General features: G+C 54.7%; 15 protein-coding genes. 7 read left to right on the plus strand and 8 right to left on the minus strand.

All coding sequences use genetic code 11. The features are described 5' to 3' along the window. The first annotated feature begins 118 nt into the window (after positions 1 to 118). The 6 genes from C5Y83_RS15690 (at position 119) to C5Y83_RS15715 (ending at position 8,917) form a co-directional block, all read left to right on the plus strand. Positions 119 to 1,039: a DUF1559 domain-containing protein gene (locus C5Y83_RS15690; protein ID WP_158262374.1), complete on the plus strand. Its 921-nt coding sequence runs from the start codon at positions 119 to 121 to the stop codon at positions 1,037 to 1,039. 167 nt (positions 1,040 to 1,206) lie between these two features. Continuing rightward, positions 1,207 to 2,946 (plus strand): hypothetical protein, encoded by a 1,740-nt coding sequence (locus tag C5Y83_RS15695; RefSeq protein ID WP_146117791.1) that lies wholly within the window; start codon positions 1,207 to 1,209, stop codon positions 2,944 to 2,946. 41 nt (positions 2,947 to 2,987) lie between these two features. Further along, complete coding sequence (gene holA / locus C5Y83_RS15700; RefSeq protein WP_105330658.1) at positions 2,988 to 4,091, plus strand: DNA polymerase III subunit delta; 1,104 nt, start codon at positions 2,988 to 2,990, stop codon at positions 4,089 to 4,091. A 154-nt stretch (positions 4,092 to 4,245) separates the two neighbouring features. Then, positions 4,246 to 6,090 (plus strand): BlaI/MecI/CopY family transcriptional regulator, encoded by a 1,845-nt coding sequence (locus tag C5Y83_RS15705; RefSeq protein ID WP_105330659.1) that lies wholly within the window; start codon positions 4,246 to 4,248, stop codon positions 6,088 to 6,090. An 8-nt stretch (positions 6,091 to 6,098) separates the two neighbouring features. Further along, a complete protein-coding gene (solA, locus tag C5Y83_RS15710) occupies positions 6,099 to 7,226 on the plus strand; it encodes an N-methyl-L-tryptophan oxidase (protein WP_105330660.1) in 1,128 nt (375 codons plus the stop codon). Positions 7,227 to 7,339: 113 nt separating this feature from the next. Then, entirely contained in the window at positions 7,340 to 8,917 is a 1,578-nt protein-coding gene (locus C5Y83_RS15715) for a GumC family protein (protein WP_105330661.1), read from the plus strand. A gap of 13 nt (positions 8,918 to 8,930) precedes the next feature. Here the strand turns inward: C5Y83_RS15715 and C5Y83_RS15720 are convergent, their stop codons facing one another. Then, the gene (locus tag C5Y83_RS15720; RefSeq protein ID WP_105330662.1) at positions 8,931 to 9,929 is read right to left on the minus strand and encodes a hypothetical protein; all 999 of its coding nucleotides are present in this window, start codon (positions 9,927 to 9,929) and stop codon (positions 8,931 to 8,933) included. A gap of 123 nt (positions 9,930 to 10,052) precedes the next feature. Here C5Y83_RS15720 and C5Y83_RS15725 point away from each other — a divergent pair, with 123 nt between their 5' ends. Beyond that, the gene (locus C5Y83_RS15725; protein WP_105330663.1) at positions 10,053 to 12,497 is read left to right on the plus strand and encodes a PVC-type heme-binding CxxCH protein; all 2,445 of its coding nucleotides are present in this window, start codon (positions 10,053 to 10,055) and stop codon (positions 12,495 to 12,497) included. Between the two features lie 22 nt (positions 12,498 to 12,519). Here the strand turns inward: C5Y83_RS15725 and C5Y83_RS15730 are convergent, their stop codons facing one another. The 7 genes from C5Y83_RS15730 to thpR all read right to left on the minus strand — a co-directional run bounded on the left by C5Y83_RS15730 (position 12,520) and on the right by thpR (position 22,066). Beyond that, positions 12,520 to 13,929, minus strand: a complete 1,410-nt coding sequence (locus C5Y83_RS15730; RefSeq protein WP_105330664.1) for an undecaprenyl-phosphate glucose phosphotransferase — start codon at positions 13,927 to 13,929, stop codon at positions 12,520 to 12,522. Between the two features lie 161 nt (positions 13,930 to 14,090). After that, the gene (locus C5Y83_RS15735; protein ID WP_105330665.1) at positions 14,091 to 15,569 is read right to left on the minus strand and encodes a hypothetical protein; all 1,479 of its coding nucleotides are present in this window, start codon (positions 15,567 to 15,569) and stop codon (positions 14,091 to 14,093) included. A gap of 138 nt (positions 15,570 to 15,707) precedes the next feature. Further along, positions 15,708 to 16,229 (minus strand): thiol peroxidase, encoded by a 522-nt coding sequence (gene tpx, locus C5Y83_RS15740; RefSeq protein WP_105330666.1) that lies wholly within the window; start codon positions 16,227 to 16,229, stop codon positions 15,708 to 15,710. 261 nt (positions 16,230 to 16,490) lie between these two features. Then, positions 16,491 to 16,928 carry a BON domain-containing protein gene (locus tag C5Y83_RS29850; RefSeq protein ID WP_233207240.1) on the minus strand — a complete coding sequence of 146 codons (438 nt, stop codon included), beginning with the start codon at positions 16,926 to 16,928 and terminating at the stop codon, positions 16,491 to 16,493. An 18-nt stretch (positions 16,929 to 16,946) separates the two neighbouring features. After that, a complete protein-coding gene (alaS, locus tag C5Y83_RS15750; protein ID WP_105330667.1) occupies positions 16,947 to 19,763 on the minus strand; it encodes an alanine--tRNA ligase in 2,817 nt (938 codons plus the stop codon). A 315-nt stretch (positions 19,764 to 20,078) separates the two neighbouring features. Continuing rightward, positions 20,079 to 21,191 carry a recombinase RecA gene (recA, locus tag C5Y83_RS15755; RefSeq protein WP_105330819.1) on the minus strand — a complete coding sequence of 371 codons (1,113 nt, stop codon included), beginning with the start codon at positions 21,189 to 21,191 and terminating at the stop codon, positions 20,079 to 20,081. Positions 21,192 to 21,493: 302 nt separating this feature from the next. Next, positions 21,494 to 22,066 carry an RNA 2',3'-cyclic phosphodiesterase gene (thpR, locus tag C5Y83_RS15760; RefSeq protein ID WP_105330668.1) on the minus strand — a complete coding sequence of 191 codons (573 nt, stop codon included), beginning with the start codon at positions 22,064 to 22,066 and terminating at the stop codon, positions 21,494 to 21,496. Positions 22,067 to 22,079: the final 13 nt, after the last annotated feature.

Below are 22,079 nucleotides of genomic sequence, written 5' to 3' on the forward strand. Positions count from 1 at the left end.
TTGTTCCGCCCGTAGCCGAGGGCTAGGATGAAGCAAAACGTGGTAACGTTAGCTCATCTCGCGCGGTTCGCTACTGAATATGACTATCTCTTTCGAATGTCCGCACTGCGGGACCCAAATGAAGGTCCTGGATCGTTACGCTGGCGAAACCGGCCCGTGTGCGGTTTGTGCCAAGACAATCACAATTCCCCCACGGTCCCAATCGTCCGACCCCTCGAACAGTAGCCCTGCACCGCATGACGTCGAGAAAGACACCGCGGGCGTTCCCTTGGGCACACTTGTCGGCTTGTTAGGTGGGTCGGTACTTTGTTTCGCGGTCATCTTTCTCGCGGTGGTCGTGGTCGTTCGCGTTGCCATACCGGCAGCGAATCAGCTTCGACTGACGCGAATGCACGAGAGTTCGCAAGATAACATCCGACGGATCGTGGAAGCGTTGAACCAATACCACGACAATCATGGATCGTTTCCACCAGCATACTTTACCGATGCGAAAGGAAAGCCGATTCATTCGTGGCGGGTTATGATCTTACCGGAACTGGGGCGTAACGATCTTTATCGCCGCTACAACTTTGACGAGCCCTGGGATTCTCCAATCAACTTGACGGTGATGCAGGAAATGCCCGACGTTTACACCTCGTACGGTGCCGGGGAAACACTGGGTACCGGAACCACACACATGGCGGCCGTGGTTGGTAGGTCCACGATGTTTCCTCACGCGAAGTCTGTGAATCGCGATCAGATCAGCGACTCGTATGATACGGTTCTCGCGATCGTCGAAGTCCAAGGCATCGGATTCGACTGGACCGATCCGCGCGAGGACTATGATATCGACAAACCTCAAAGTACGCTCATCATCAACGATCAGGTAACCAGTGGCACGCCGTTGCCCCCCTCCACTCTGACCGGCAACGTTGGGATGCTTAGCGAGGATACCTACCATCTTCCCAATTCAGTCTCGTCGGGAACCATGCGGGATATGGCGACCCGTTCGGGCGGAGTGCCCGTTCCTATCAGCGATTTGCAGCCTCTTGGCCCCTAGCTGGATACGCCCGCGCCGCTACATGCGGAACGACTGGCAAGACCCATACGATCGGCACAGATTGCCAGCCTTCGCTGACGCGTACCATAGGGGCGACCCCGTCAAGCGGCCCATCGGAATGACCGATAGACTCTCTGTCGTGTTCTTCAGTTGGGAAAGGAATGTTCATGGTTGCCAAATTTCGCTTGCTCGCTGTCACGGCTGGCGTGTTGGCAACGATGCTGTCATTCGAACAGATTTCGCTGCAAGCTCAGCCCGCCGAACGCCCTACATCTCCGCGGCCGAAAGGCGACCCCATTCTGGTACGTCAAACGGAGTTTGGGATTCCCTTTAAGGTGGATGCCCCAAACGAAACGCCTCAAGTGCAGCTGATGGTCTCGAACGACCGTGGTGCGAACTGGATTGGATATCAGCGGCAATCATCTCGCCAGGACCGATTCGTCTTTCAAGCTCGCAACGACGGGGAATACTGGTTCGCGATTCGCACCTTCGACGCCTCTGGCCGGGCAACTGATAGCTCTGCCTTCTTCCAGCCCGAACTGAAGGTCGCGGTCGATACCCAAACGCCGACGGTAACGCTAGATGTGCAAGCACTCGAATCAGGTGAGGTGATCGCCAAGTGGGCCGTCAAGGACCCGGCGATCGATCCGCAGCAGATTCACCTTAGCTATCAGACTTCTGCCTCCAGCCCTTACCAACACGTGAAGGTCGACGCCACCAAGGCGTATCAAGCAAACGGTCTGATCGCCGGGGAAACACGTTGGTTTCCTCTGGCAACCGAACGGGTGATGCTCGTCCGTTTGGAAGCGTACGACCGCGCTGGTAATGCCGGTGCCGCCCAGCAGTCGCTTTCCGTTCCCCTGGTTGCCCAGCGTCCAAACTGGAACGGAGTGCCACGACAAGTCCCGGGAACTGCCGGTGGCGACCCGAACTCGCTCAACGGTGGCAACGTGCCAGTCGATCCGTTTCAACAACGTCGTATCGAAACACCCCAACCGCCGAAACAAGCGGTTCCTTGGCCGACGAACAACACCATGACTCCCCCCCAGAGTCAATCAACGAGTCCAACACAGCCTGCTCCATCGACTTTCGCTCAGCAAGAGCAACAGCCGCCAGCACCAGGACTCGATTCACCGTTCCGTCCGGCGAACATGAAGATGGAGCCACCCGTCGCGAATTCAAGTGATCCCAACTTGCGTCCACAACAACCCAAGGACCGACACGTCGGCCTCCCTCCAGGCGTCCAACCGCAATCGATCAACACCAAAGGCTTCGCTCTGAACTATGGTGTCGAAACCGTCGGACCTTCCGGTATCGGCCAGATCGAACTATGGGTAACTCGCGACGCCGGCGAAACTTGGGAACCAGGGGGGGTCGATCCAGACCGCGAAAGTCCGTTTGACGTGGCAGTGCAATCGGAAGGGATCTACGGGTTCCGTATCGTGGTAGAAGGAGGCAATGGGCTCACCGGTCGTCGTCCGCAACCAGGCGACCTGGCCGATATCTGGGTGAATGTCGATCTCAGCAAACCAGTCGCAACAATAACCAATGTGATTTACGGCGAAGGGCCGAACGTGGGGCACTTGGACATCAGCTGGACCGCCACCGATGCATTTCTCGCCGAACGTCCAATCTCGCTGTACTACGGATCTTCAGCAGATGGCCCCTGGAAGCCGATCGCCGAGGAAATCGCCAACTCTGGTAAGTTTATCTGGAAGATCACTCCCGAAGTTCCGGCGGACATCTTCTTGAAGGCCACCGCAACCGATAAGGCGGGTAACATAGGCGAATACGTACTGAAACGAGCGATCGCCAACGATGGCTTAGTTCCCCGTGGGCAGATTCGCTCGCTTCGGCCTCTCAAACCGCTGAATGACCAAGCCGGAATGCCGGTAACCGTACGCTAGAGGCGGTAGGCAATTGGCCCGGAGCATAGTACGCTGAGGCCATGTCAAATACGGTTCATGCTTTCGATTTTCTGTCTGCCGAAGACACGCCGGTCCCATCCGTGTGTATCGTATTCGGACGCGATCCATTCCTGCGCGGTTTGGTTACGGAAAAGGTGAGATCGACCGTACTGGGCGAAGACCGAGATATCCCCTACGGAAAACTCTCTGGTAACTTGGTCACGTGGGTTGATGTAGCGGACGAAGTCTCTACGGTCAGCCTGTTTGGCAGTTCAGGGCGACGTTTAGCCGTGGTCGAAGATGCCGATCCGTTCGTCACTCGCTACCGGGACGAACTCGAGGGCTTCCTGGAAAAGAAACGTCCTGGTGGGGTCCTCGTCCTGCAAGTCGAGAAATGGGCCGCCAATACTCGGCTTTACAAGAAGTGCGATGGAGTTGGATTGCAGATTCAGTGCAATCCTCCTGAGAAAAAGAGCGGTAAGAAGTCGTCGCTCGATCTCGATGCTTTAACCAAGTGGTTTACCCAGCGAGCCAAGGCCGAGCACGACACGAAGATCTCAGCCGGCGCGGCCCGACTTCTCGTTGACATGCTGGGAACCGAGCTCGGTCTGATCGATCAGGAAGTCGCTCGTTTGTCGCTGTTCGTCGAGACCGGTGAAACGATTGACGAAGATCTCGTCCGCGAGCAAGTTCATGGCGGCCAGTTGCAAGAAATCTGGCATTTGGTCGATGCGGCCGTGGAAGGCAATACGGCCGATGCCCTCCAGCAACTCGATCGACTCTTCCAATCGGGCGATCGCCCCCAAAAGCTTTTTGGGCAAATCGCTTGGAGCCTGCGTCGATTTGCGGCGGCTACCCGAATTTACCAACGTGGAAGACGTCGCGGAGATGCCGTCAGCTTGCGCGATGCTCTGAAGGAAGCTGGCTTCCCGAATTGGCCCAAAGCTTTGGAAGAAGCCCAAAAGCGTCTTTTGGCCCTCGGACAGATTCGTGGTGGGCGTCTCTATCGTCAGCTGCTAGAGCTCGACATGTCGCTTAAAGGAAGCCACTCGCAGGAAGCTCGCGGGCGTTTGGCCCTCGAGAAGTTGATCGTCTCCTTCTCGAAGGCGATGGATCCTCCCCGAGCTAGCACGACGCGAAACTAGCATCACTGGGCCCCATTAGCCAATCAGTGCTATCACTCGACCGATAAACCTGCGTCGGTATCTCTTGCTTCAAACTTGAGCTTTCCCTAACATCCGCCGGACCGTTTCTTGGAAGAAGGCTGCGCAAGCGCGCCATCAACGGAAGCCCAGGCGTATGAAGTCGAAGATTTACCTATCGAGCATCATCTCGTTCACAGTTCTCATGACCGGTTGCATGAGTGGTTGGGGGCGTGAGGCTAAAGAACCGAGTTCGCTGAACAACTATCTCAATCAGCAAACTGCCGAGAACAGCAAACCAAACACCACGACGATTGCCTCGGCCAAAACGACGCCCGCTAAAAATGCGCTCGTCGAGTCGGAATCGGCCGCGGATAGCCTCTCGAAAAAGCTGGCGGCAAGGTTGGAAGAAGCGAAGAAGCTCGATGCCCAGAAGCCTGCGGACGGCCCTTCTTACGCAGCTCGCGTAGAAGCGTTAAGCCTACCAGAGGCTGAAAAAGAGCAAATCATGAAAGAGTTTGCTTCGGCTAGTGATAGCCAATGGGAAGAGCTGCTCTCGACACTTGAAACCATGTTTGGTCCTCAACAGACGGCAACCACCGAAACACCGTTCGCGAAGCCAGAATCAAAAGAAGCGGACATGCTTCAGTCGTACGCCTCGAAGCTGGTCGAGCGGCACCTCGAACCATCGTCAAACGTTCGACCGACTTCGGATCAACCGCAGCGTTTGCCGTCGACCAACATGCACCAGGATACTTCCCATCTAGCATCGGCCGATCCTAACTTGTACCCCAAGACAATCGATCTGGAACGCGGTCGGACGTCGCCCGCAGCGCGTGCGACCGCTCAACCACGCCAAGTTGTTCGAGAAGATACCCAAGTTCAACTAGCCACCTACGTCCCGGAAATGGATACCCAAGCGAGCGGTCTCTATCCCGAGGACCTCCAAGCGGAAGACTACCGTGAGTTGCGTCACGATCCGAAACGTCTACCCAACAAGAAAGCGGGCCCCAAAAATCCAACCGAGGAAGCAGAATCGCTCGATCAACTTTCCAAGCAAGAATATCAAGTCCTAGAGATCTTGTGGCAACGTGGTCAGGTATCGTTGGAAGCGATGCACAATGAATTAGTATCAGCGTCATCGTCCGATGAATCCCGACGCTCGCCTGATCCCTCCCTGCTCAGCATCGATGAACTACACACCATCTTGTTCGACTTGAAGGAACGAGGTTGGGTCGCTGATACGCGCCGTGGCAACACGATCGTGTACTGGGCAGCTCGAAACCAACCCGAATTGAATTCTGGCGACTGGGAGCAGTTGTTGGATCAGACGATTGTTAAGCTGGAGCAACTTGCAAACAATGGCCGACTCTCCAGCGAAGAGCGAACCATCGCTCAACTTCGCTTGCGAATGCTGTACTTGGCAGCCGATCGCAAGACCGAAGCGATGGAGAAGGTCGAAGGGCTGACCTCCGAAGAACAAGAGGTTTGGAGCAACACACTATTCGGCCTCTCCGACTACATGAACGTGAAGGACATCCCAGTCAATCGCCGCCACGCGTTGGCATTGGGATCGTTCCGTCGCGTGATGACTCAACTGGAATCGGCCAGCCCGCTGCAACTTCAGAATCTCGAGTTCATCCAAAGCGTCGAAAGCTTCGGCCAATTTCAAGCATTCGCCTCACACGATTTCCAACCCGGGCAAGAGGTCCTGCTGTACGTCGAGATCGACAACTTCAGCTCACGTGACATCGGTGGCCAGTTTGAAACTGTCCTCCAGAGCAACTACGAAATATATGACCAGAGCGGTCGACGCATCGATGCTCGACAATTCCCGGAAGTGAAAGATACCTGCCGCGTTCGTCGACGGGACTTTTATGTTCCCTTCCGTATTTACATGCCCGAGAATATTTCTGCCGGTACCTATCGGTTAGAATTGACGGTACGTGATCAGGCCGCTGATGAGTTTGGCCAGGCATCGATCGAATTTCGGATCAAGTAGGAGGAGCGATGAGCGTGTATGACGTTGCCGTGATCGGAACCGGCGGCGTCGGGAGCGCGGCCCTCTATCACTTGGCTAAGTCGGGTGCGAGCGTGATCGGCATCGACCAGTTCGCTCCGCCCCATGATCGCGGCAGCTCGCACGGCGATACCCGCGTCATCCGCATGGCTTACTTCGAGCATCCGGACTACGTTCCCCTGCTGCGACAAGCGTACCAAAACTGGCATACACTGGAAGAAGTTTCCGGCACGCAGCTCTATTTCCCGGCCGGTGTCCTTCAAATTGGTCCCGAACAAGGGGAAGTGATCGCTGGCATTCGCCAAAGTGCGGCGGCCCACAATCTTGCAATCGAGTCATTCACCGAGAATGAAATCCCGCAGACATTTGCCGGCGTGATCCCACCCACGAATTGCGTAGGCATCTTGGAACGCGATGCGGGCTACTTATTGGTGTCTGACTGCATTTCTGCTTATCTGACTGCTGCCGCGAAACATGGCGCGATACTACAAGCCAACACCGTAGTCGAGTCGTGGCAAGATCGTGATGGCACATTCGAAGTGCAAACAAGTGGGGAGACCTTGTACGTGAAGCAGTTGGTTATCTGCGGGGGTGCTTGGGCTTCCCAGCTAGTCCATGACTTAGGGGTTCCGCTTACCATTCTTCGCAAACATCTTTACTGGTACGAGAACGACTTCCCTGCCTATACCCGTGCGGGGAAGTTTCCGGTGTTTCTGATGGAAACGCCGACAGGCATCTTTTATGGCTTTCCCCAACTCGACTCACAGGGAGTAAAACTCGCCCGTCACGATGGAGGCGAATCGATCGCAGATGCTGGCCACCATTCGCAGCAGCAAGATCTCGACGATCAAACACTCATCGAAGGCTTCACATCGGCTTGTCTTCCGCAGCTTTCGCATCGTCTTACTCGCCATGCCGCTTGCATGTATACGATGACGCCTGATCAGCACTTCTTGGTAGGAACACATCCCGTTCACCGCGGCTTACACTTTGCCAGCGGCCTATCTGGGCACGGTTTTAAGTTTGCTTCCGCCCTGGGCGAGATCTTGGCCGAACTGGCCACCACCGGACAAACCACCGCACCGACCGAGTTCCTGGCCCCGACTCGTTTCTCCTAATTCATCCGACATGCCTTTCTCGGCGACCTAGAGTTGCGTACACATCCCATCGCGCACGCGCGCAGCGTGGGAGCAATCGATACAACCGCTCTAATCTGCCTTCGGAAGTCATCATGAGCCAGCTTCAGTTGCCTCATCAAGCTAGTCAGTACATCAACCTGCTTCGCAGCCAGTGGAAGATTTGGATTCCCTTGTCGGTAGCTGGGTTCCTCTTGGCGGCAACATACGCCTTAGTGAAACCCGATGAATGGCAAGCGACTCAGTCCATGATTCTGCGTGACGAGGCGGCCGGCCAACTGAGTGGTCAGGGACGTTTCGATAGTTTGGACACAATGAAGGCCGCGCAAGAGATGGTGGTCGAAGTGGCCCGAAATCAAGCGGTACTGGAAGCTACTCTGGAAGAAGTTGGCCCGCCACCGGGTGCCTCGAAACGAACCAAGTGGCCCACTCTCACCGATATCGAATCGCTTCGTCGAAATGTTGAAGTCAGCCCACCCAACGGAGCCGAGTTCGGCACGACCGAAGTGTTGCATCTGACCGTGAACGCCGAGTATCGTGACCGCGCCGTCTTGTTGGCAGAGACACTCTACAAACAAATCGATAAGCGTTTGAAAGACATCCGCAATCGTCGTGCAAACAGCGTGATCAAGGAATTGGAAGACGCCGAACAACTCGCCCAAAAGGAACTCGCTCGCGCCACAGCCGCATTGAAAGCTCAGGAAACCAAAGTCGGTAGCGACCTGGGTGAACTTCGCAGCCTGAACGATGCCAACTCGGGCGATGGCAACTTGCGAAACGCCTGGAATCAGATCAAACGCCAGATTCGTGACGGTGAATCGGAGTTGGCATTGCTGCAGGAACAATTGAAGATCCTGAAGTCGGCACAAAACGATCCTGACAATCTCATCGCCACACCCAATCAACTGTTGGAAAGCCAACCTGCCCTACGACGCTTGAAAGATGGTTTGGTCGATGCTCAGCTTCGCACCTCAGAACTGCAAGGCAAAATGAGCAACGATCATCCACAAGTTCAATCGGCAATCGCCGCCGAAGAAGAGGTGCGACAGAAGCTACGAAGCGAACTAGCGCTTGCGATCCGTGGCCTAGACGCCGACATCCGCGTGCAGCGAACCAAGATGAGTTCGTTCGAGAAACAGGAGAAGCAAGTCCGCGAACGCCTCGATTCGCTCGCTTCGATCCGGGCTCCCTACGCGAACCTGGTCGCCGATGTCGACAAGTGCACATTGGTGCTGCGTGACGCCCACGAGAAACTAGCCGATGCCAAAGCGAACAAACTTGCTTCGGAAACATCGAGCCTAATCACCCGCATCGACGCCCCGACAATCGGTGAGTATCCAGTTGGCCCAGGCAAAACGGTGATCGCCGCTGGTGGACTCATCGGAGGAATGGCTTTAGGGATTGGTGTGATCGTTCTTTTAGCACCAACGCCTGGAGGTAATGGCCGTCGTTGGAGCGATCGGCTGTGGGGTCGTCGTTCGACCGACACAAGCGAAGCTCCCAGCGCAGGCGATCGACGCTCGACAGAGAACTCGCAGGCACCTGCCAGCGGACGAGGGCGTCGTGCTTCCGATCAGCCCCCAGTTCCGCCGATCATCTACCCGGAAATCGACCGCCGTAGCGGCTTCGACCGGCGCAGTGAAGTCACGCCGGGCGACCGCCGAGCCACTTGAGTCTGATAGACGCTTACTTCAAGTCGTAATCCGACGGCTTCTTACCCTTCTGGAAGCCGTTGAACCCGTAAAAGCTAGGTTCGTATTCGCCAACTACATCGACGTTCAGATCAGGCGTGATCTTGTCGTCCATGCCTAACAGGTCGAACACGGAATTGACGATCAATCGACGTCCATCTTCATTCGCAAAATCGATCGCACTGCCGAAAGTGCTGCAAACGGATGTCCCCTGCTTGCCACCATCGAGTTGGTAAGGCATTTTCCAGACGATGGGCATCATCGGATCGTTTTTCTTGCCTTCAACAGGCTTGTCGTCTGGTTTCATTCCGGTGAGGACGGAACCATAAATCAACACCTCGGCATCGGCTGGTAACTTGCGAATACCATAGACGTCGGTTGGCCCCCACAAATCGTCGACCCCACGCAGGATCGGACTGTCCTTGTATTCTTCGTTGATCACGCCGCGAGTGCTTTCGGCTTTGTGATGGCCGTGATGGCTCACCCATGTTTCACCCAACACCTTCTTGCCAAAGCCGCCATTCTTCCGCCAGTCGTAATGGGCGTAAGCGCTTTCGCCTGACATGTTGAACGCGTGGGTTGACGTGCGGATGCCGATGATCGGCTTGCCTGCCTTCAAGTAGTCGTCGATCACCTTCATGTCTTTATCAGGCAGATTACGAAAGCGCGTCATCAGAATGACCAAGTCAGCCGAATCGACGCTTTCGATGCCCGGTATATTCACCTGATTGTTGGGATCGATCTCGCCCGTTTCCGGATTAATTGAAAACAACACGGTGCACTTGAAGCCAAAATGCTTCGACAAGATCTTCGCCAACATCGGCAACGCTTCTTCCGAGCGATATTCTTCGTCCCCACTGATCAGGACAATCGACTTTCCTTCCCCAGGGCCTTTGCCCCCTTCGAATGTCAACCACGAGTCGTCAGCGTTAATAAACGATACGGGCATCGCGATCATGGCAATGAAAAGAAGCCAAAGAATTTTAGATTTCATGAGCTTTTCCAGGGGTGGTAAGTAAAGGTGGGAAGTTCTCTGTAGCTTCGTTTATAATCGAAACCACCTTCAATTTCATCGCTCCTCCCTCCCCTTCCCTCTATTTCCTCGTAAGGTCTCGCGATGCCCTTCAGTCGACACCTACTATCCTGCCTGATTGCCTTAACGTTCCTAGCACAATCGGTGTGGGCCGAGGCCCCACGCGTGCTTGATCCGCGACTGAAGCTAGAACTGATCGCCGAACATCCACAAATTGTCACTCCTATCGGAATCGCCTTTGCATCCGATGGAGATCTGCTGGTGATCGAGTCGCATACCCATCACCGACAGAACGATTATCAGGGTCCACCAAAGGATCGGATTCGTCGATATTCCGATACGAATGACGATGGCAAGTTTGACACATGGAGTACTTTCTACGAAGGGACCGAAGCGACCATGAGTCTGCGTACAGCAGATGATGGTTCCATCTACGTTGCCACGCGCATGGAGATCTTCCGGCTACGCGACACCAACGGTGATAAGGTCGCGGATCAGCGAGACGAGATCGCTCATCTGGAAACCGAAGGGCGATATCCTCACAACGGGTTGGCCGGTTTGGCTTTTGGCCCCGATGGGCTGCTTTACTTTGGGCTAGGTGAAAACCTAGGCGAGCCCTATACCATCGTTGCCAGCGATGGAAGCAAAATTGCTGGTGGAGGCGAAGGAGGCACGATTTACCACTGCCAAATGGATGGTAGTAACCTGAAACGTATGGCGACCGGTGTGTGGAATCCGTTTGGAATGATCTTCGATCCAGTAGGTCGTTTGTTCATGGTCGACAACGATCCCGATAGCCGACCACCATGCCGCTTGCTGCAAATTGTTCCGGGTGGTGATTACGGCTACCAGTTTCGTTATGGGCGAACGGGGGTTCACCCGCTTCAAGCGTGGAACGGAGAGTTGCCTGGTACGCTGCCTATGGTGGCTGGTACTGGGGAAGCCCCGAGCGGAATTGTTTGGTACGAAGGCGAACTGTGGGGAACCAGCTGGGGCGATCATCGCATCGAGACTTTCCGACTCGGACACAACGGTGCCGGAGTCCAGGCGACCGCACAAACCGTCGTGCAAGGCGATCACAACTTTCGGCCCGTCGACTTTGCCATCGCTCCGGATGGTTCGCTCTATTTCACGGATTGGGTCGACCGAAGCTACCCCGTGCATGGCATGGGTCGCATTTGGCGACTGTCGTGGAAAGAGCACCCCACGCAAGACAAACCACTCCCGCTATCGGAAGCCGAGCTACAAGCTGCCAAGCTGCGCACCAGTTCTCCTTCAGTTGATAGCCTCGATGCGGAAGATCCGTTCCTTCGACAAGCTGCCGTCTATGGACTTTCCCGACAAACACAGCGTCTGAAGGATATCGACCTGTTCAACAAGACAACCGGATCGCAGCGGGCCGGGATTCTCGAGGCAATGCGTTGGGCGAACGAGCGACAATTCCCGATTGATCGCCCGGAGATGCTCAAGGAAGCACTTAACGATCAGCACGACGAAGTCCGCATCTTCGCAATGCGTTGGATTGCCGATTTAACGCTGACAGATTATTTGCCGCAATTGAAGAAACGACTCAAATCCAATTCACCGACGATACGCGAGCTCCCCGTTCTGCTGAGTGCGATTGCCTGGTTGGAGTCAGGCAGTGTGGGTGGCGGTAAGGATATCGTCCAACAGCGCATCCTGGTCGATATCATCACGGATGCGTCGCAATCTGCAGAGCTACGTACCATTGCACTGCGATTAATCGAACCGCGAAGCGAGCAACTGAAATCAGAACAGCTTCAAACCATGATCGATTCCCCGCATTTGGAGCTGGCTAAGCAAGCAATGCGAACGCTCTACCTTCGCGGCGGCGAGTTTGCGGAAAAAGTGGCCATGGACGTCGCGGCAGATACTTCGCGGGACGCATCACTGCGTGCCTGGGCGGTTGTCGCGTTGTCAGACCATGCCGACCAACATCAAGCTATTCTGGCAAAGCTGGCAGAAGATCCCGACGCGACCGTTCGCCAGGAAGCGGAGCGAACATTGCGTGTCGAAACCATCGCCGAGCCACTTCCACCGACCGACCTTGACGGTTGGCTGAAGCAAATCCAAGGAACGGCGGACGTCGAAGCTGGGAGCCGGACGTTCTTTTCCTCGAAGGGAGGCTATTGCGTTCGATGCCACCGATTCAACGGTAACGGAGCCGACGTGGGACCAGATCTGACCTTCATTGGCCAAAGGATCACCAAGAAACGGTTACTGGAATCGATCTTGCTACCTGGCAACGAGATTGCCCCGATGTATGTACCCAAAATCGTGCTGACCGACGATGGTCGCGTGCACGTGGGTTATCCTATCACGGTGGCAGGTATCAACGAACGACGGTTATTTGTTGACACCAGTGGCAAACAGTTCGAGCTCGATCCCACCACAATCGAAGAAGAACGAGACTCGCAGAAGTCGATCATGCCGGAAGGTTTTCAGCAAGTTCTAAGCCCAACCGAAATGCGAGACTTAATCGGCTTCTTACTGGCGACACCGGAATAAAACGTTCGCCAGCGGTAAGCAATTAATAGGCGTTCTTGTCGTTAAACAGCACAAAGACCGTCCGGAAGATGATCTGCAAGTCGAGCCATAAGCTCCAATTGCGGATGTACTCGTGATCGCATTGAACACGACGTTCCATCTTTTCCATCGTGTCGGTTTCGCCTCGCCAGCCACGAATTTGAGCGAGGCCCGTAATCCCTGGCTTCACCTTGTGACGCAGCATGTAGTGCTGGATCAACTTGCGATATTGTTCATTGTGCGCCGAAGCATGCGGTCGCGGTCCGACGATCGACATCGAACCGAAAAGCACATTGAAAAGCTGCGGTAACTCATCAATCGATGTCTTCCGAATGAAACCACCGATCGGCGTTAGTCGGCTGTCGTTCTTCTTCGCTTGCGTGACCGTAGCGCCATCTTCGCAGACGGTCATGCTGCGGAATTTCCAGACTAGGATCTCTTGACCATCGAGTCCGTAACGTCGCTGTTTGAAAAAGATTGGCCCTTTGGAAGTTAACTTGACTGCCAGGGCAACGATTGCCATAGGGATCGATAAAACCAGCAAGGCCAATATCGCCAGGAGGATATCGCTTCCGCGTTTCAAGATTCCGTCCACACCCAGCAATGGATTCTCGTACACACTAACGACCGGCAAGCCGCGGATATCGGACCAACGCGAATGCAGGATATCGAACACAAAGAAGTCGGGCACAATGTAGACCGATGCGGTCGTATCGCCCAGGTGATTCAAGACGTTACGGATTCGCGTTTCAGCCCGCATCGGGAACGTGATATAGATACGATGAATCTCGCCTCGTCGAGCTGCTTCGACCAGGTCGTTTAGGTTTCCGACGCAGGCACCTAGGTGGTCAGGAATTTCAGGCAACCGGGAACCAGGACGATCGTCAAAAAAGCCGATCACTTTCATCCCCAAATCGGATGTATCTTGGATGTTCTGTGCGAGTTGAATTCCGAGGTCGTTGACGCCGACGATCGCTACGCCCAACTGGTTCATCCCACTGGCAAGCATCCACCGAAGTATCGTCCGCAGGATCATTCGTGAAGTGGTCATCAACAAGGGAGTCGTCAAGAACCACGATAAAAGCGTGTAACGATTGAAGGGGTGATCGAAGTGGAAGAACGTGATGCCCAAGAAGAGCAGTGATAACGAGATGGTCCACGTCAGCGCACCGCAGGCGATTTCTCGTTCGGTAGAAACACCACGCCAGCTGCGGTATATCCCGGTGAACTCAGCGACAATGAAATAAATCGCCAGTACGGCAGCCACCGCCAAGCGATGATCCGTTTCGGTCTGTTCGCCTGCTCCCATCACTGCCAAGACCATGCCCATGATGATCGCGACGGCATCGATCACTCGGTACAGGCCATCGAGGATCGTGGACTTGTATTGAATGTTGCGAAGACGATCGGTCATATTGCTTGCCAGGAAATGCGCGCACGCGTTGTCAGAGAATTAAACCTGGCAAATATAGGTTAGCGGCCTTTCATCCGACGGCGACCGAACCAGAAACAGATCGCTTCGTTTGGATGCTATTGGACAGAACTAAGGGTCGTACCGGTTTTGCAGCGAAGCCCTTAAAGATCGATCGCCCCATCGAGGGGGAGATTCGGCGGAGGTGCTTTTTCGTTGTTGGATTCTGGTTCCTGTCGGCTCTTTTCAGCCCGTCGAAATAGCCGCTTGAGCAGCCCCTCTTTCGGAGCACCTTCACCCTCCTCCTCGGCATCCGCTTGCTTGTTCGAATCGCGGCGTTCACGAAGTTGATCGAGTAATCCACCTTCGCGATTGGCACTGTCCAAAAGTGATTTTGTGAGCCCCATGATCTGTTCGACATCAATCTCGCCATCTTCTCCACGAAGATCGAGTTCCAGTTCGTCATCCTGCAACATGTCTCGCAAGGTCGACTCCGCCGTGGCCATCAACGACGAACCAAATCGCTGACCGTCGATTCGCGGCTTATCCAGCGTTCCGACGATGGGGATCTCGATTGTTTTGCCGCGGAGCGACTCGATGATTGGATTGGGGGTCACTCCTTCGGGAAACTCCTTGCTGGCAGCCAGTGGAATCGGAACCTCAGCAATCAAGTCCAACGACTTGTCCAAACCTACGAACCCGTGAGTGCGTACACGGACATTGCCAACACCAAAGTCGAGCCCTTCGTGATAGATCCGTTTGTCGACCAGTTCAAACTGAATCGTGCAATCGGTAAAGACCTCGACCGACGGTCCCAGCCCCAGGAATTCCGTTATCTTCTGGACCAAAGGAGAACCGGTCAGATTGACTTCATGGATACTGAGCGTCCCCTTTCCAACCGAACTTTGACGATCGGCAAGCGGCACGCGAATATCCTTCAGCGAAAGAGAAACGTCTCCGTCCACTTTGGTGACGCCGGTCACCACCGGTGCGACGAACTTCAACAAGTCGTCGCACATCTCTTGCGTCAACTGTTGATGCTCCATCAGCGTGGCTTCCGGAATCAGGATAGACGGACCTTCTTCCTCGGTCTTGCCTGGACGCAGTTGGGCCAGGAAGGCGATTTTCTTAAAACCCCAAGGCTCGCCTTCCCCTGGCTTACGAACTTCTACCGAGGCATCAAACACGGATACATCGATCGTGCGACGCAGGGCAGTCTGCACCTTAGCTTCATCAAGCGAAGGAGGTGTTTCCTGACCTTGATCGAATAGATCAGACTGCTCGTTTGGCAACTGAACCACAATCGAGGGACGCTCGATTACGAGATTGCCCAGCTGCCGTGGCTGCGAAATGAGTTGGAACAAAGAGACGTCGTTCGTGATAACAGGGACGTCGACATCGTACTTCTTTTCGCGTTGAATGATTTGCAGGTTCTCGATCTTGGTCGAGCGAAACCAACCGACCGAAACGGAATCGACCGAGACGGCCACTTCTTTACCGTTGAAAAGATGGTGCAGCAGAAAGTCGCGGACCGGCCCGTAGGCAACGATCGAAGGTGCGGCAGCAACCAGCAGGATCACAAGGAGAAGGCATCCCCCAACGACGGCCATCAGCTTGCCCCAATGCTTTCGGATCAGATTCATGGGTGTGGCTCCGACGACAAAAAAAGGGGATCATCCCATTATCCGTGGAAATGCCTAAGCGGCAATCGTTTCCCGGATAATCGGCCTGATCCCCTCAATTTTTTTTAAGACAAGCCCAAAACCTGTCTTAATTTGTCTTTAGAGCACTGAGCTTAATGCGGCCAGGGCGGCATCGTAATTCGGTTCCTGGGTGACTTCTGGGCAAGTTTCGGCATACACGACCTTGCCTTCGCCATCCAACACGAACGTACCGCGAGCCAACAGCTTCAACTCATCGATCAACATGCCCCAATTGTTGCCGAAGCTGCGATCTTGGTAATCGCTGTACTGCTTGATATTGGTGATGTTTTCAGCACCACAGAAACGATTTTGAGCGAAGGGCAAGTCCAAGCTGACAGTCAGTGCGTTGATTTTGTCGCCCAGTTCGCCCAGTTTTTGGTTGAACGTCTTGGTCTGAATTTGGCAAACGCCTGTATCGAGCGATGGAACAACGCTGATGATGGTCGGCTTGCCTTTCAGATCTGCAGGCGTGATCGATGTCAGGCCTTCAGCACCGAACGCGTGCAACTTGAATTCGGGAGCGGCCTGACCGACTTTGACTTCTTCGCCAACCAAAGTCATTGGGTTGCCTTTGAACGTAATGGCTGCGGGGCGGCTCATGAAACTTCCTCTGCTATGAAATGGTGGAATTGGCAATCTCAAGATGCGCATTGTGACGCGCCGCCAGAGGACGTTAAAGAGGGTGCCGCAGGTCGAGTGGCTTCGTTCTCGACAAACCAGCTGCGGGGCTCGCGTTTATGAAGAGTTTGCACCAATCAGCTTCGAAATACGAAAAGACCACCCAGTTGCGAGCAAGGCGGTCTTCTTCGTTATCGAAATGGATCGCTGAGCGAGAATCTTCGGCCGTAGAGGTCGGCCCGATTAACGCCAGTCGACTTCCAGTTGATTTTCTACGTCATGAACACCATCGACTCGCAGCACGGCCTCTTGAGCCATCTGCTTGTGAAAGTAGCTGCCAACAATGCCCTTCAAAACAACCCGCCCGTCGGTACCTTCAACTTGAAGATTACGACCAGGAAAATGAGGGCTGCTGGAAAGTGCTTGGTGAACGGAACTGGCAAACGCGGAAACGTCGTGCATCACGGGTGCCTCACGGTAATGGGAGATCAGTGAATTCGGTAGGGTGCTATCACTGCTATCGGACTCTCCGTGAACGACCTGCACGAATTTGCGGGCCGCGAAGCCAATCCGACAGAAGAGCTGCCGGTTAGTCGGGTCGTGACGAATAGCTTGGCTCGTTGCTTGCGCGAATCCTGAAATCGTTCGGTTTTCGGATGCCGCATACTGTGATCGCGGCATCCTAAACGCCAAGGGCATTTAAGCAAACAAGCTTTTGGCCAGTTCTTCCGCCTTTTCGATGGCGGCTGGGATTTGCGAGGCGTCTTTACCGCCGGCTTGAGCCATATCGGGTCGACCACCACCAGAACCACCCACCAAAGCGGCCGGTTCTTTGACCCATTCGCCAGCCTTGAGTCCCTTGTCGGTCAACGACTTGCTGATGCCAGCCACAATGGTGACCTTACCCTCATCCGCCGCAGCAAATAGCATCACCGCAGACGAATCGGTGCTCTTACGGATCTGGTCGATCAGTTGTCGCATCAGGTTCGCATTCGCACCAGGAACTTCGGTGACAACAACCTTGACGTCGCCCACCGTAGCTGCCTTGGCCAATAGATCGTCACCGGACAGCGTGCCCGACTTTTCTCGCTCGGCCAATTGATGCTTCAGCTTCTCGATGTCGGTGAACAACGTTTCCACGCGCTGAGCACCATCGAATAGCGGTACATTCAGCTGGCGAGCAGCTTCCTTCAGCATCTCTTTGCGATGGAAGTAATCGACATCCGCGCCGCCAGAGCCTTTCTTGACCACAGGAGCTTCTGGAGCTTTGCCACTCCCATTGACCGCTTTCTTCAGGTCGCGGACGTATCCCACCAAACCCTTCACCGCTTCCGGCACATCAGTGACTTCGCACTTGAGGGCTTTCGCCATGTCGGTTAACGACTGATCGACCTTTGCGCGATATTCCTTTGCCTTCTCGCCGGTCAACGCGATGATACGACGGACGCCGGCAGAAACGCTTTCTTCGCTTATCACTTCGAAGGCCTGCACCTGTTTGGTGTTGGTCAGGTGCGTGCCACCGCACAGTTCGCGGCTGAAGTCGCCCATGGTGACCATCCGGACAGGGTCAGGATATTTTTCACCGAACAGCATCATCGCGCCCAGTTCACGAGCCTTTGCCAGTGGAACGGTCTCCCATTTCACGTCACCACCGCCGGTAATGTTGGCGTTTACGTCCGACTCAATTGTCGTCAACTGATCCAAGGCGATCGGCTCCATGTTGGTGAAGTCGAACCGCAGCAGATCGTCTTCCACCTTGGAACCTTGTTGTTGGGCGTGAGAACCAAGCGTCTTCTGCAGGGCATGATGCAGAATGTGCGTCGCGGAGTGCGCCCGTTTGATGGCTGCCCGACGCGAAGCCTCGACTTCCGCCGTTGCCGTGGCATCCGTTGTGATCGTTCCCTTGGCCAAGTAGCCGATATGCAGGAACAAGTCGCTGTCTTTCTGGGTATCGGTGACGATGAACTCAAAGTCGTCGGACATAATCTTGCCGACGTCGCCGATCTGCCCACCAGACTCGCCGTAGAATGGAGTCTGATCAAGCACGACAATCAGTTCTTGATCCTTGCCGGTCAGACTACAATCGTTGACTAGGCTGTCCTCGGTGTCCCCTTGGCCGCGGACAACGATCCCCTTGATGGTCACGTCTGTCGTTTCCGAGTCGTAGCCTACAAACTTGGTCGAGCGAACCGAATTCTTGAGCGACTCGATCGGACCAGTGCCGAACAACTCGACCTGAGCCCCCCCAGAGCGTTCGCCGAATTCCTCCATCGCCTTTTTGTAACCTGCCCAATCGAACGTGAAGCCATGCTCGATCGCGACTTGCTCAAACAGTTCTGGCGGGAAGCCATAGGTTTGATATAGTTCCGCCGCTTCGTCGCCGCTGACGACGGTGCGGTTGGACGAACGCATGCCCGAGAAGATCTTCTCGCTGCGGGCAATACCGTCGTCGAGCGAGTGGAGGAAGTTCTCTTCCTCACTCTTGATCACGCTCTTTACGCGGGTAACCGAGTCTTGTAGATCAGGATACGGCGTCTTCATCATCTCGACGATTTTGTCGACCAACTGGTACGCGAATGCATGATGCATGCCCATTTGGTGACCATCAAGCACCGCCCGACGAAGCAAACGACGGATGACATACTTTTCTTTGTTCGCACCGGGGTAAACGTTCTCGTGGACGGCCATCGTGCAGGCGCGGATGTGGTCGGTGATGCGACGAAGGCGACGCCCGTTATCCGTATCGGGATCGTACTTCACACTGCAAATCTCGCCGGCCGCTTCGACGATCGGACGCAAGATATCAATGTGATAATTCGTGCTGACACCTTGAAGGGTGGCCGCTGTCCGCTCCAGCCCCATCCCCGTGTCGATGTTCTTACTCGGCAGCGGCTCCAGGTTTTCAGGCGGCTCGCCGACTCGGTTGAACTGGGTGAACACCAAGTTCCAAATCTCGACCTTCTTGCCATCGGCAGGCGTGAAATAGATTTCGCTACACGGACCACAGACTCCGTCTGGACCTTGGCTTGGCGCGCTCGCTGGCCAGAAGTTTTCATCTTCGTCCAAACGTTCGATCCGGTTGAACGGTAGGCCGATCTTGTCGTGCCAGATGTTGGCCGCTTCGTCGTCGTCTTTGTAGACCGTGACGCTCAGTTGATCAGGGTTCATCCCGAGCCACTTCTTGTCGGTCAAAAACTCCCACGCCCAGTGGATTGCATCTTCCTTGAAGTAATCACCGAAGCTGAAGTTACCCAGCATCTCGAAGAAGGTGTGGTGATACGCAGTTCGGCCGACGTTGTCGATGTCACCAGTGCGCAAGCACTTCTGGCAAGTCGTTGCGCGGGTGAAGTCTAATTTCACGCGCCCCAAAAAGTGATCCTTGAACTGGTTCATCCCGGCCGGAGTAAAGAGCACGGAGGGATCCCATGTGGGAACCAGAACATCGCTCGGACGACGTGTGTGTCCTTTGGTCTCGAAAAAGCTGAGGTACTTCTCGCGGAGTTCGTCGGTTTTCATCAGGAAATTGTTTTCGTAGCCAGTTTTCGATATTCAGCCAAACGGAACCGCTCGACCGGAGGGCAGAGGTGCCTGTTCTCCCCCTCAAGCTTTGGGACACAAACCCTTAATGATAAGTTCTTTGCCAATCTGGGCAAAGGTGACTGGTCAGCCCGGTTTCACCTCGACGCTTACCTTGAGAAACGGGGTAAGAACAAAACAAGGCCGGCCATCTCCGGTAAGTGAGATAGCCGACCTCGGAACCCTGTTTTGATTGGTTCCGGCTTATAGTCCAATTAGCCGGAACCAGATGTCATCAAACGCCTTGCGATCGGATTAAAACTCTTCCGATTCGGGCATTTCTTCGTCGGCGTCATCTTCTGGGGCAATTGGTGCCACGATTGGTGCGACCGCTGCCATGACTTTTTGTTTGATTTCCTCGGTAATTTCCGGATTCTCAACCAGGAACATCCGAGCCTTCTCTTTACCTTGCCCCAACTGCATATCACCGTAACGGAACCAGGCCCCGCTACGAGCAACGATCTTGTAGTTCAGGCCCAGATCAAGCACGTCCCCTTCGTAACTGATGCCATCTTTATGCATCATGTCAAACTCAGCCACTCGGAACGGTGGAGCAACCTTGTTTTTGACAATCTTGGTCCGCACGCGTTGACCAACCACGTCTTCTCCGTCCTTCAGCTGCCCAATACGACGAACATCGACGCGGCACGAGCAGTAGAACTTCAAGGCGCGGCCGCCCGGCGTGGTCTCGGGGCTACCGAACATCACACCAACCTTTTCACGGATCTGATTGATGAAGATCACGCAGGTCTTCGACTTCGAGATCGCACCGGTCAGTTTTCGCATCGATTGACTCATCAGGCGAGCCTGCAAACCGACATGCGAATCACCGATTTCGCCATTGAGTTCCGCCTTAGGAACCAAGGCCGCCACCGAGTCGACCACGATCACATCGACCGCGTTGGACTTGACCAGCATTTCGGTAATCTGCATCGCTTCTTCACCACTCGACGGCTGGCTGACCAGCAACGTTTCCAGCTGAACTCCGAGCTTCTTAGCCCAGCTAGGGTCGAGTGCGTGCTCGGCGTCAACAAAAGCGGCAATACCGCCCGACTTCTGAGCCTCTGCCACGCAGTGCAGGGCCAGCGTCGTCTTACCGCTTGATTCTGGACCGAACATTTCGATGATACGACCGCGAGGGATACCTTTCCCCCCCAAGGCCAGATCGAGGGACAGAGAACCTGTCGAGATCCCCTCGATCACTTTGTAATCGTTGCCCAGGGGCATGATCGCCCCTTCTCCAAACGACTTTTCGATCTGCGAAAGGGTCGTTTTGAGGTTTGTATTCCCGGCAAACACGTCCTTCTTGGCATCCGCTGGTTTCGCGGACGATGCCTTGCTGGACGATTTTGCTTTCTTGGCTGCCATCTTACCGTTGCTCTTGGTTGCGACCGTGACCATTTTGTTGGGCTCCTTTATGCGGAATGACCGAAGGCACTGCAAGCGGCCCTGCGGATCAAAGTGCACAGATGAACAGTGTACAAATTTGCATCGGCAATGCAATCTTGTTTCTGATTTGTTTCTAGAAAAAATGATCGGCGAAGCGCGGGACACGTTAGGTCAGCGGCCTGGAAAAGAATTTCCGGAGCGTTTTCGCTATGACATAAACCACTGCTACATAAACAGTTGCAGCGGCCATATTTTTCATTCGCCACGACGAGGCGACGAGACTAACCGAGCCGTCCACGGCCAATCAGCGTGTATTTGGGGCCCGTGCGGTCGAGCTTGCTGGCGTAAATTCCGATCTCTTTGACGCTACATTCCCCCATTGGCAATTCCTCATTCTCTTCCAGCAGCGATCGGAGATCCGCCACCTTCGGGGTAAAACGTTTCAAACGACCGAGCGTCAAATGGGGGTGATACTTCTTCCGAGAGTCCGGAGGAAAGCCAATTGCGGCTAGACTTTCGGTCAGATCTTCCTGCAAGGCAATCAATTGCTCGGCTCCCTGCCCGGCCCCAATCCACAACGTGCGCGGATTTTCGGTATCAGGAAAGGCACCCGCCCCGGTCATTTCCAAATCGAAGGCCGTATGACGGGCAGCGACTTCGAGCGTCTCTTTCGAGATGTCGACCAGGTATTGGCTGGTAATATCGCCCAGGAAATTGGTTGTGATGTGTAGGTTTTCCGATTCCACCCACTTCACATCCGCACCTGCGGCCGAGAGCTTTTTGATCAGCTTCTCGGCCCGGCGTCGAACGTCCGTCGAGATCCGGACAGCCAGAAAACATCGAGTCGCTTCCATGGTGAAGGACTCT

It is taken from the genome of Blastopirellula marina, from assembly GCF_002967765.1.
Taxonomy (GTDB): domain Bacteria; phylum Planctomycetota; class Planctomycetia; order Pirellulales; family Pirellulaceae; genus Bremerella; species Bremerella marina_A.